Here is an 11,641-nt window from a genome sequence, read left to right as displayed (position 1 = left end):
TCAGCGCCTCGCCAGGATGGCTTTCATCTGGGCGATCTCCCTCTCCTGGGAGCTGACGATCTCCTCGCACAGACCCAGCACTTCCGGATCCGTCAGCGAGGCCTGCTGACACATCAGGATGGCGCCGGAATGGTGCGGGATCATCGATTTCAAGAACTCGGTGTCGCCCACCGCCGCCTGGGTCCGCATGCCGTAAAAGCTCACCGCGAACACCAGGGCGGCGGCTCCGCCGATCAGAAGGTTGGTCCGTTTCGACGGATACATCGATCGCATGAAGATCAGCATGAGGATGGCCATCGGCGACACCATCATCAGCGTCATGTAGACGTTGTTGAGGTTGAAATAGAAGTGATTGAGGGACGCGATCATCGTGTACATCACCAGGTACATGATGATGAAATCCACGATGAGCTCGACGCCGAAGGAACGGTAGCTCCCCTTCATCGAGTCCATCGTCTTCATCTTTGAGTCCATCGTCTTCATCTTTTCCATGGATCGGTCCTTTCGCGACAACGCTCTTCAATCACATTCCGATCGCCAATCAGGCAGCGCCGGCCGGATGGGAGTCCAGCCAGGCGCGCAACTCGGCGATGTCGGCGGTCTGCATCTCGATCGTTTTCTGCGCCATGCGCCGGATGTCGGCGTCCTGACTTTCGCGCAACACCACCTGGGCCATGTCGAGGGCGCCCTGGTGATGCGCGATCATCTTGCGAGCCCAGGTCTGGTCCGTGTCGGCCCCGGTCGCGGCCATCATGGCGTCCTTCATCTCGGCCTCGGCCGTCGCGTATGGATTTTCCGCGCTTCCGCCTGGAGCCGCCGCGCCGGCGGCGGCGCCCACGTTCGTTTCAAGCCAGCGCCGCAGCTCGGCGATGTCGCCGGGCTGCATCTCGATGGTCTTCTGGGCCATGCGACGGATATCCGCGTCCTGTGTGTCCCTCAGCACGATCTCGGACATGTCCAGCGCGCCCTGGTGGTGAGGGATCATCTTGCGGGCCCATGTCTCGCCCGCATCCGCGCCCATGGCGGACATCATGGCCTCGTGCATCTTGGCCTCGGCGGCGGAGAACGGAGTCTGCGCCATGGCCATCGGCTCCTGCGTCTGAGCCGAGGCTTCGGCCTCCGTGTTCGCCGGCGGTTCCGCCGACGGGCTGCAGGCCGCCAGAACGAGAGCGGAACAGCCGGCGACCAGGAGAGACGTGCGGGTGAAAGTCGGGATGAGCATAGGGCGTCTCCGCTTGAGGGGGTCGCCGGCGGATCGCCGGACGGCCAGACGAACGATGCGTCCGACAACGCTGCGGCGGGTGCGAGTTTGGTCCCTTGCCCCGACTGCCCACGCCGGACATCGTCCAGCGTAATCCAGCCCCGGCGCCACGGTTCCGCCGTGATTAAATATTCCCGAACGCCGTTGGATCAGGCGAGGGATCGGTCGCCGGAATGCGTATTGGCGCCCCCCGCGGCTCTCGTCTGCGACGGCTTTCTGGCCAGGGGACATCCATCAGAGTCGGACGGCCCGGAGCCGCAGCGCGTTGGCGATAACACTGACGGAGGACAGGGCCATCGCCAACGCCGCCAGGGCCGGCGACAACAGAAGGCCGAAGACCGGGTAGAGCAGTCCCGCCGCGATCGGAATGCCGAGGGTGTTGTAACCGAAGGCGAAGACCAGGTTCTGACGGATGTTGCTCATCACCGCCCGGGACAGTTTGCGCGCCCGGACGAGGCCCTGGAGATCGCCTCCCAGCAGGGTGACGCCGGCGCTTTCGATCGCCACGTCCGACCCGGCCCCCATGGCCACCCCCACGTCGGCGGCGGCCAGGGCCGGGGCGTCGTTCACACCGTCGCCGGCCATGGCGACGATCCGACCCTCCGCTCTCAGCCGCTCGACGACCGCCGCCTTGTCCTGAGGCAGGACCTCGGCCTGGACGTCGTCTATGCCGAGCCGGCGCGCCACCGCCTCGGCCGTCGTGCGGTTGTCGCCGGTCATCATCACCAGACGCAGCCCCGACGCCTTCAGATCGCGGATGGCCTCGGCGGTGGTCGCCTTGACCGGATCGGCGATGCCCAGCACGCCGGCCGCAGCCCCGTCCACGGCCACGAAGATGGCGGTCGCGCCGTCTTGGCGAAGCGCTTCGGCCTCGACCTCCAGCGTCCCCACGTCGACGCCGATCTCGGCCAGATAACGGCTGTTGCCGAGCGCCACGCGGCGGCCGTCGACGACCCCGGTGACGCCGCGCCCGACGGGGCTGTCGAAGTCCGACGCCTCGGACAGAACCAGATTTTGGTCGCTCGCCGCCCGAACGACGGCGTCCGCCAGCGGATGCTCGCTGCTCCGCTCAAGACTGGCGGAAAGTCTCAGAAGCTCGGCCTCGTCGAACCCATCGGCTGGCCGGACTGCCGTCACCGAGGGGCGCCCCTCCGTCAGGGTGCCGGTCTTGTCGAGCACCAGGGTGTCGACCTTTTCGAAGCGCTCCAGCGCCTCGGCGTTCTTGATCAGCACTCCGGCGTGGGCTCCGCGCCCCACCCCGACCATGATGGAGATGGGCGTGGCGAGCCCCAGGGCGCAGGGACAGGCGATGATCAGGACCGAAACCGCCGCGACGAGCGCGTAGGAAAGCCGCGGTTCGGGGCCGGCGAGCCCCCACACGACCGCGGCCAGAACCGCGATGCCGATCACCGTAGGGACGAACCAGCCCGAGACTTTGTCGGCTAACCGCTGGATCGGGGCGCGGCTGCGCTGGGCCTGGGCGACCATCTGGACGATCTGGGCCAGCAGGGTGTCGGCGCCGACCTTGTCGGCCCGCATCACGAACGATCCCGTCTTGTTGAGCGATCCGGCGACGACCCTGTCGCCGATGTCCCGGGTCACCGGCATCGACTCCCCCGTCACGAGGGACTCGTCGAGGGTCACCCGCCCATCCAGAATCTCGCCGTCGACCGCCACCTTCTCGCCGGGACGGACGCGCAGCCGGTCTCCGACCGCGACCAGGTCGAGGGTGACGTCCTCGTCCCCGCCGTCGTCGCGAACCCGCCGGGCGGTCTTAGGGGCGAGGTCGAGCAGCGCGCGGATGGCCCCTGACGTCTGCTCGCGCGCCCGAAGCTCCAGGATCTGGCCGACCAGCACCAGGACGGTGATGATGGCCGCCGCCTCGAAATAGACCGGCGCGCTGCCGTCCATCCGCCGGACCGCCGCCGGGAACAGATGCGGCGCCAGCACCGCGACCACGCTGTAGATCCAGGCCGCGCCGACGCCGATGGCGATCAGGGTGAACATGTTGAGGCTGCGGTTGCGGAGGGACGCCCAGCCCCGCTGGAAGAACGGCCAGCCGGCCCACAGCACGACCGGCGTCGCCAGGGCGAACTGGATCCAGTTGGAGGTCTGTCCGGGAACCCGCATCGCCAGCCCGGTCAGATGGCCGCCCATTTCAAGCGCGAAGACCGGCAGCGTCAGAACCGCGCCGATCCACAGGCGGCGGGTGAAGTCGATCAGTTCGTGATTGACCGGCGCCTCGGCGGTGACCGTCTCCGGCTCCAGCGCCATGCCGCAGATCGGACAGGAGCCAGGTCCCTCCTGGCGCACCTCCGGATGCATCGGGCAGGTGTAGATGGCGCCAGGCACGACGGGGGCGGGTTGCGGCTTGTCTCCCAGGTAGCGCTCCGGATCGGCCTCGAACTTGGTCCGGCAGCCCGCCGAGCAGAAGACATAGTCTTGGCCCTCATGGGCGGCCCTATGCGCCGCGATCGCCGGATCGACGCTCATGCCGCAGACCGGATCGACCGCCGTCGCCCCGTTGCCGGCCGGCTTGGCCGAACAGCAACTGTGACCGGCGGGATGCGATTGGGAGGGCGTGGACATGGCTGACTCCTAGAATGCTGGTCCCAGATATACCCTATTGGGGTATAGCACAAGAGACGGTCCGGGAGTAGAATCGAACGACCAGAGCGAGGAATTGGATGCAGACGGAAACCAAGCCCAAGGTGATGAACCGCCTGAACCGGATCGAGGGACAGGTGCGCGGTATCGCCCGGATGGTCGAGGAGGATCGCTACTGCATCGACATCCTGACCCAGCTCCAGGCAGTGCGGGCGGCGCTGTCGCGCGTCGAGAGCGAGGTTCTGAAGGACCACATGGATCACTGCGTCATCGGCGCGATCGCGGGTGACGATCTCGCCGACCGTAAGGCCAAGGCGACCGAACTGATCGAACTTCTCGGCCGCGCATCCCGCTAGTCAGGGACGGACTCCCGGCGTCCGGTCGCCAGCCCGGCGGTCGGCCTGGACATCCTCTCGTCCGGCTGAGGGACATGACGCTTCACGTCTCGGGGGCCGGCCCTCACCCAGAGTCGCAGCGGTCCAGGCTGGCGAACCGGCTGAGGTCGTTCCGGAGCCGCAAGCCAGGCGTGGACGTCCCGTATGACCGGCCGGTCCCGTCGGCGTCGCGCATGAGGGATGTTACCGCGCGGTGCGTATCTCAATATGGCGGCCGGTGCTGATCCGCCGCCCTTGGGGGGCCATCGCGAATGACATCCATACCGCCGACCCGAGACGGCTACCCCGCCGATCTCAGGGCTCTGACCAGTCTGCGCGCCTTCCTCGCCGTGGGGGTGGTGCTGTTTCACTATCAGCTCCAATGGGATCCGGCCCTGGGCTTCAGCCCGATCATCGAGCGCAGCCGGCTGGCGGTGGACGCCTTCTTCATGCTGTCGGGCTTCATTCTGGCTCACGTCTACGGCCCGGCCTTCGCAAGCGGCGGTTTCAGCTACCGGCGTTTCATCGTCGCCCGGCTGGCGCGTCTCTACCCCTTGCACGTCGCCGTTCTGACGGGCGCCCTGGTCATGGTCCTGGGCGCGACCGCCGCGGGCGTTCGCTTCGACGGCGAGGGCTATGGGCTGCTGGCCTTCTTCCAGACGCTGTTTCTCATCCAGGCCTGGTTTCCAACCGATGCGGAGTTGAACTGGAGCGGGCCGAGCTGGTCCCTGTCGGCGGAATGGTTCGCCTATCTGCTGTTCCCCGCCTACGCCTGGCTGGCCCTGCGCCTGCGAATGCGGCCCTGGGTGCTGCTGGGGATCGGGGCCGCGGCGTTCGTCGTCATCGACGCGTTCTACGTCCAGGCGTTCGGCAAGGTTCTTCCGCGAGCCGAGGACTCGCTCGGCATTCTCCGGATCGCCCCGGAATTCCTGGTCGGCATGGCGCTTTACGGGCTGGGCCATCGCTGGCGCTGGAGCCGGCCCGTGGCCGCCGCGGCCGCCTTGTTCACGACCGTCCTGCTGCTGGGCGCGATGCAGCTGTCGCTGGACGACCGCATCATCGTCGCCCTCGCCGCCCCCGTGATCCTGGCCTGGTCCCTGCTCGCGCGGGCGGATTGCGAGGGCCCCCTCGCCGCCCCGGCCCTTGTCTTCGCCGGGGAAGCGTCCTTCGCCCTCTATCTGGTGCACATGCCGGTGATCGTGGCCTGGAAGGGCGTCGTGGCCGAGCTGCGCGGCGTCGACAGCACCTTCCGCATCACGCCGGTCGAGCTGATCGGACTGTTCGTCGCCACATCGCTGATCGCGGCCGCGCTTCATCTGCTCGTCGAAAAGCCCGGCCGGACCTGGATAAGGCGCCGGTTCGACAGTCGTCGCGACGAGCCCGCCCCGGCCGCGCTCAGCCCGCCGGCGCTCCGTGAGCCTGGCGACCGCTGAGCCGACCGGTCTCTTCGCCCTCCGCGACGGCCGTCCGCTCGCTGGCGATGACACCGCCGTCGAGAACCGGCCGATCCCGACCTCCGATCGACCCGTCGCGCGGACCTCCTTCGCGGATAAACCGCACCGTCTCCATCCGAAGATGCGGCTCGGCCACGAAGCCGGCGTCCGCCAGGGCGAGATGCTGTGGCGTCGCCGGCGCGCCGCACTCCGGTTTCCACCAGCCCTCCGTTGACGCAGCCTTCGGCAGGAGGCCGCTGATGATGCGTTCGATATCGCGGAACGTCAGCACCACTTCGGTCCGCCTTTGACGCCGCAGATAGGTGGCGAGGGGCGCGTATTTGGCCATGAACCTCTTTTCCTCTCGGCCCGCCGCAGGTCAAGCGCAACTCGGGTCCCCTGCGGTAGCGACGACGGAACCAACGCCAGGCCCGCTAAATGCGAGTGCGATTGACTCGCAAGAAGGCCTGTGGTCAGACCCCCTCCCTGTCGTTTCCTCCTGAAGGCTCCATGTCCCCTCGTCTCCTCGCCACCGCCGCCCTCCTACCGCTGCTGGCCGCGCTTCCCGCCGCGGCCCAGGAGGCCCCGACCCCGGACGCGACGATCCTGGACGAGGTGGTGGTCACCGCATCGCGGATCGAGACCCCGCGCTCCGCGATCGCCGCCACGGTCGAGATCATCGACGCCGAAGCCCTGGCCCAGCAGACCGCGCTGGCCGCCTCGGCCGTCGAAACGGTGGCGGCCCTGGTGCCCTCCTTCTCGCCGACGCGGCAGAAGCTGTCCGGCTTCGGAGAGACCCTGCGCGGGCGCTCGCCGCTCTATCTGGTGGATGGCGTGCCGCAATCGACGCCGCTGCGCGACGACAGCCGCGACGGCTACACCATCGACCCCTTCTTCATCGACCGGGTCGAGGTCATCTTCGGCTCCAACGCCATCCAGGGCGTCGGCGCCACCGGCGGCGTGGTCAACTACGTCACCGCCCGCAAACCCTCGGAGCGCGAGGGGCTGACCGGACGGATGATGGCCCAGGTCATCACCGACGACGAACTCCAGGGGGACGGCGTCGGGGCCAAGATCGCCGCCATCGGCGGGCGTGACTTCGGCGCCTTGGACCTGACCCTGGGCGCGGCCTTCGAGACCCGCGGCGCCTACTATGACGCCGACGGCCGCCGCGTCGGCTTCGATGGAGCCCAGGGCGAGGTCCAGGACTCGCAAGCCGTCTCGCTGCTTGCGCGCGGTGGCTGGGACCTGGGCGGCGATCGCCGGCTGGAGGGCTGGGTCAACCGCTTCGATCTGGAAGGCGACGGCGACTATGTGACCGTGGCGGGCGACCGGGCGACGGGCGTCCCGACCACCGCCGTGCGCGGCGCGGCGCCGGGCGAGCAGCCCTCGAACGCGGTGACCTCTGCGGCCCTGACCTACACCGATCGCGACCTGTTCGGCGGCGTCCTGCGGGCCCAGGTCTTCGCCCACGATTACCAGGGCGTATTCGGCGGCGGCAGCTTCCCGGACTTCCAGGACCCCCGCATCGCCCCGGTCGGGACCCTGTTCGACCAGTCGGCCAACAACTCGGAAAAGCTGGGCTTCAAGATCGACTGGCAGGGCCAGGTTCCCGGTCTGGCGGGCCTCAAGGCCCTGGTCGGCCTCGACGGCCTGCGCGACCGGACCTATCAGGAACTGATCCTGACCGGGCGCAACTGGGTGCCCGAGACCGCCTACGAGAGCCTGTCGCCCTTCCTGCAGCTGAACCAGTCGGTCCTGGCGGGCCGCCTCAGCCTGTCGGCGGGCGTGCGGCGTGAATCGGCGAAGCTTAAGGTCGACGACTTCCAGACCCTATACGCCTACGGCCCTCAGACGGTGGCGGGCGGCGAGCCGGGCTTCGAGGAGACGCTGTTCAATATCGGCGCCGCCTTCGAGGTGACTCCGGCTCTCCTCGTCTACGGCTCCTTCGCCCAGGGCTTCACCATGCCGGACGTCGGTCGGGTGCTGCGCGGCATCAACCGTCCGAACCAGGACGTCGACACCTTCCTCAACGTCGAACCGGTCGTGTCGGACAACACCGAGGTCGGGGTCGAATACCGCGGCGCGCGCGTCGAACTGTCCGCCGCCGTGTTCCGGTCCGAGGCCGAACGCGGCTCGCTGCTGAACCGCCTGCCGTCGGGCATCTTCGAGGTGCAGCGCCAGGCCACACGGATCGATGGACTGGAGCTGAAGGGTCTATGGCGCGCCACGGACGCCCTCGCCCTGGGGGGCAGCTACGCCGCGCTCGACGGCCAGAGCGACAGCGACGGCGACGGCGACCTGGACCGCGACCTGAACGGAGCCAACATCTCGCCCGACCGCCTGCTGCTGTGGGGCGAGTACGAGACAGGCCCGATCGCCCTGCGCCTTCAGGCTCAGACCTTCCTCGCGCGCGACTTCGACGGCGAGCCCGCGGCCAACGGCTTCGAGGGCTATACGGTGCTCGACGCCGTGGCCCGCTATGAGGCGGGCTTCGGCACGGTGTCGCTGGGGGTGCAGAACCTGCTGGACGAGCAGTACATTTCCTATTTCTCGGACACCCAGGGACCGACCGACAACCTGCGCTATTTCGCCGGTCGCGGGCGCACGGCCACCCTGACCCTGACCCGGAGCTTCTGAGCCGGTGATGGGCGCGATTCGCACGCTCCACGCCTGGGCCGGGACCGGGCTCGCGATCGTGGCCGTGGTGTTCGGCCTGACCGGAACGCTGCTGGTGTTCGAAGACGACTGGATCCGCGCCACCGTCCCCGCCGCGCGCGCCGAGATTGATCTCGATGCCGCCCGTCTCGGCGCGGCGCTGGATCGGCTGGAGGCGAGCGAGCCCCGCCTCACCTCGGTGGTCCTGCCGGGCGGGGCGATCGGAGTGCACCGGCTCTACCTGGCCGACGACGGTTTCGGCTACGCCGACGCCGACGGCGCCGTGGTGGACCGCTGGCGCGGCGCCGGGCGAGCCGAGACCTGGATCTTCGACCTTCACCACGAGCTGCTGGCGGGTCACACCGGCAAGCTGGTCGCCGGCGGCGCCGGCCTGGCCCTGGCGGTGATGATCCTGACCGGCCTGATCGTCTGGATTCCGGCCTGGCGCGCCACCGGCTGGCGGGTCTGGCCCCGCTCGGGCGCCCGGCGCGAGCTGATCGGCAGCCATCGCAATCTCGGCCTGATCTTCGCCATCCCGCTGGTCGTCTTCAGCCTCACCGGAGCGGCCATCGTCTTTCACGGCACGACCCAGGCCCTGCTCGGGGCCGTCCCGACGCCGCCGGGTCCGGTGGTCGGGACGGGGGACGTCGACTGGGCCCGCGCCCTGGCAGAGGCCCAGGTTCGCTTCCCCGAAGCGACCCCGCGCATAGTCGTCCGCCCCGCCGCACCGGGCAAGCCCGCCACGATCCGTCTGAAGCAGCCCGGCGAGTGGCATCCCAACGGCCGCACCACCGTGACCATCGATCCGGCCACCAGCCGGGCGGTCACGACCTCCGACGCTAACGCCCTGCCGACCGGCGTCAGGGCCTACAACGCCTTCTACCCCCTGCACGCCAGTTCGGTCGGCGGCTGGCTCTACGACGCGGTGACGGCGCTCAGCGGCGTCGCCATGGCGGCCCTGGGGGTGGTCGGCGCCTGGGCCTTCCTGGGAAAATCCCGACGCCGCTCGCCTCGATCGAAACCAACCCGCTGAGGACAAGCGCGCGAGGGAGCGGAAGGGTTTGCCGGACCCCGGCCCTGCCCTCCAATGGTCGCCACTCCAGGCCGGATGCACTCACACGGCCCCGCGCGAGCCCCTATGCGGGGCCAGCCGCGGCAAGGCCTCGTTCACCATGTCGGGCAAGCCTTCCTTGGCGGCTGTGAGGGACAATGGCTGCATGACGGAATATCCAGCATTCCCTGAGCGCCGGCGACCGCCGCCGATCGCGCGCGGCGGCTGGCTCGACGTAATGCGTTTCGTCGTGGGGGCGATGATCGTCCTCTATCACTTCCGCGAGGCCGCCCCGATCCCCTTGCCGCTCGTCCATACGGTCTTCGACCGCGGCTATCTGCTGACCGACTTCTTCATCATCGATTCCGGCTACGTTCTCGCCCGCGTCTACGGCGAGCGGCTGGCGAACGGGAAACTCCCGCTTTCCGTCTTCTACCGTCAGCGTTTTCTCAGGGTGGTTCCGGCTCACATGACCGTCAGCCTCGCCCTGGCGGGGCTGGTGCTGACGGCGGCGATCCTGGGCCAAACACCCAGCCACCCGGAATGGTTCGACTGGTCCCGGTTTCCCGCCCAGTTCTTTCTGGTGCAGGCCTATGGGGTGCCGGGCGGAGAGGGATGGAACGCGCCGACCTGGACGCTCTCGGCGCTCCTGGGCTGTTACGTCAGCCTGCCCTTCCTCGCTCGCGCGGCGCGCGGCCTGTCCCCATGGCTGATCCTCGCTCTTGGGGTGGGCGGGCTGCTCGCCGCCAACCTGTCCGCCCACGCCGCCTTCGGGTTGCCGATCTACGAGATGCCGTTGCGCCTCGGCTTCCTGCGGGCCTTTCCGCTGTTCGCCCTCGGCGTCGCCGTGGCTCTGTTCGCCCGGCAGGTCTATTGCCCGCCCCGTCTGGCCGCCGGTCTGGGCGGTTCCGCCGTGGTCGCTGTGGCGGGTCTGCAGGCTCTGGGACCCCATAATCTGGCGACCCTCGGCCTCCTGACCGTCATCATCTTCGCCACCGGGGCCTTGCCGGTTCGGAGCCCGTCCAGGCTGGTCGAGCACCTCGCTTTGATGGCGTTCGCGATCTTCCTGACCAACGAAGTGATCCGGATCGTGTGGTTCGGCGTGCTCGACGCCGTCGATTGGCGGAGTTGGAGTCCGTCAGTGCAATGGACCGCCTGGGCGGTCGGCCTGGCCGCGGCTTTCGGCGGCGCCGCCGTCTTCCGCTACGCCTTCGACCGACCGACCCAGGCCTGGTTCAATCGTCCGCAGTCGGGGTCGCGATCGACCTCCCCCGCGGCCAAGTCTCCCGTTCCCGCGCTGTAGGCCGATCCTTCACAAAAGCTCGGCGAGGTTCACATCATGGCGGCGGGGGGCGCCTGGGTGCCCATGATCGCCACGATCAGAAGCAGCAGGGCCGCCAGCACGGTCTCCAGCGCCAGGCTGCGCCGCAGGCGGCGCAAGGCGAGCGGACGGGCGTGATCGTCTTCGAGCGCCGATCCGAGATGCGGGGTCAGGACAAAGCGGTTCGAGGCCGCTAGGGCCAGCATGCCGGCGAACAGGACGAGTTTCAGGATCAGAAGAACGCCGTAGGGCGTCGTCAACAGGCTCCCGAGCCGGCTGAACCCGATCAGATAGGCGCTGTTCACCAGACCCGTGATCGTCAGCAGGACGACGGCGAGCGTTCCCAGGCCGGCGAAGCCCTCCAGGGCGGCATGGGTCACCGGCGCGCCCGCCGCGTGTCCGTGGCGAGCCCGCAGCATCAGGAACAGCGCGACCAGGCTGCCGAGCCAGAGTCCGGCGGCAAGCGCGTGAACGACATCGGCGATCAGATGCGGCCAGCGGCCCGCGCCTTCCGTCGCCGCCCCGTGACCGGTCCAGGCCAGGCTGGCGCCGACCACGGCGCCGACGACGGTCAGCGCGATCCAGCCGCCGCGTCCCGGTTTCAGACTGATCAGCAGAACGGCGGCCAAAAGGGCCATCGCCGCGCGAACCAGGAAGCCGACGCCCAGGCCCGTGCCGAATGCCACGTAGGACAGCGACTCCGGCTTCAGCGCCTCGGTCAGCGATCCCGCCATCACGGCGGTTTGGACCACGAGGTTGGCGAGAGCAGCCAGGACGGTCGCCACGGCGGCGACCAGCAGCGTCGTTCGCGGCCACCTTTCGGCGGCCGCGTCCGACATGGGCATCCTGAACGCGAAGAACAGGGGGACGCCAAACAGCAGGACGGCGCCGATGTACTGCCCCAGCCTCAGCAGGACGACCGTTGTCTCCATCTGA

General features: G+C 68.8%; 10 protein-coding genes. 5 read left to right on the top strand and 5 right to left on the bottom strand.

Annotated features, from left to right (window positions below):
• The 3 genes from GGC30_RS00110 to GGC30_RS00100 all read right to left on the bottom strand — a co-directional run bounded on the left by GGC30_RS00110 (position 1) and on the right by GGC30_RS00100 (position 3,850).
• Entirely contained in the window at positions 1-492 is a 492-nt protein-coding gene (locus GGC30_RS00110; protein WP_224761373.1) for a DUF305 domain-containing protein, read from the bottom strand.
• Between the two features lie 49 nt (positions 493-541).
• The gene (locus GGC30_RS00105; RefSeq protein WP_054765328.1) at positions 542-1,222 is read right to left on the bottom strand and encodes a DUF305 domain-containing protein; all 681 of its coding nucleotides are present in this window, start codon (positions 1,220-1,222) and stop codon (positions 542-544) included.
• Between the two features lie 273 nt (positions 1,223-1,495).
• Positions 1,496-3,850: a heavy metal translocating P-type ATPase gene (locus GGC30_RS00100; protein WP_153921602.1), complete on the bottom strand. Its 2,355-nt coding sequence runs from the start codon at positions 3,848-3,850 to the stop codon at positions 1,496-1,498.
• 98 nt (positions 3,851-3,948) lie between these two features.
• Here GGC30_RS00100 and GGC30_RS00095 point away from each other — a divergent pair, with 98 nt between their 5' ends.
• Positions 3,949-4,224 carry a metal-sensitive transcriptional regulator gene (locus GGC30_RS00095; protein WP_153921599.1) on the top strand — a complete coding sequence of 92 codons (276 nt, stop codon included), beginning with the start codon at positions 3,949-3,951 and terminating at the stop codon, positions 4,222-4,224.
• A gap of 290 nt (positions 4,225-4,514) precedes the next feature.
• Positions 4,515-5,675 (top strand): acyltransferase, encoded by a 1,161-nt coding sequence (locus tag GGC30_RS00090; RefSeq protein WP_153921596.1) that lies wholly within the window; start codon positions 4,515-4,517, stop codon positions 5,673-5,675.
• On the opposite strand, the gene GGC30_RS16195 is transcribed toward GGC30_RS00090, so the two are convergent.
• Positions 5,638-6,024 carry a toxin-antitoxin system, antitoxin component gene (locus GGC30_RS16195; protein ID WP_194943490.1) on the bottom strand — a complete coding sequence of 129 codons (387 nt, stop codon included), beginning with the start codon at positions 6,022-6,024 and terminating at the stop codon, positions 5,638-5,640. The two genes, GGC30_RS00090 and GGC30_RS16195, sit on opposite strands and share 38 nt — an antisense overlap.
• Positions 6,025-6,185: 161 nt before the next feature.
• Here GGC30_RS16195 and GGC30_RS00080 point away from each other — a divergent pair, with 161 nt between their 5' ends.
• The 3 genes from GGC30_RS00080 to GGC30_RS00070 all read left to right on the top strand — a co-directional run bounded on the left by GGC30_RS00080 (position 6,186) and on the right by GGC30_RS00070 (position 10,687).
• Complete coding sequence (locus GGC30_RS00080) at positions 6,186-8,315, top strand: TonB-dependent receptor (protein ID WP_153921593.1); 2,130 nt, start codon at positions 6,186-6,188, stop codon at positions 8,313-8,315.
• Positions 8,316-8,322: 7 nt separating this feature from the next.
• Positions 8,323-9,366: a PepSY domain-containing protein gene (locus GGC30_RS00075; protein ID WP_153921590.1), complete on the top strand. Its 1,044-nt coding sequence runs from the start codon at positions 8,323-8,325 to the stop codon at positions 9,364-9,366.
• A gap of 256 nt (positions 9,367-9,622) precedes the next feature.
• Positions 9,623-10,687, top strand: a complete 1,065-nt coding sequence (locus tag GGC30_RS00070) for an acyltransferase (RefSeq protein ID WP_228763501.1) — start codon at positions 9,623-9,625, stop codon at positions 10,685-10,687.
• A gap of 29 nt (positions 10,688-10,716) precedes the next feature.
• On the opposite strand, the gene copD is transcribed toward GGC30_RS00070, so the two are convergent.
• Complete coding sequence (gene copD / locus GGC30_RS00065) at positions 10,717-11,637, bottom strand: copper homeostasis membrane protein CopD (protein ID WP_153921584.1); 921 nt, start codon at positions 11,635-11,637, stop codon at positions 10,717-10,719.
• Positions 11,638-11,641: the final 4 nt, after the last annotated feature.

This window comes from Brevundimonas sp. SPF441 (assembly GCF_009661015.1).
In the GTDB taxonomy this organism is placed as follows: Bacteria; Pseudomonadota; Alphaproteobacteria; order Caulobacterales; family Caulobacteraceae; genus Brevundimonas; species Brevundimonas vesicularis.
Note: the sequence above shows the minus strand (reverse complement) of the source record. Positions and strands in the feature narration are given on the sequence as shown.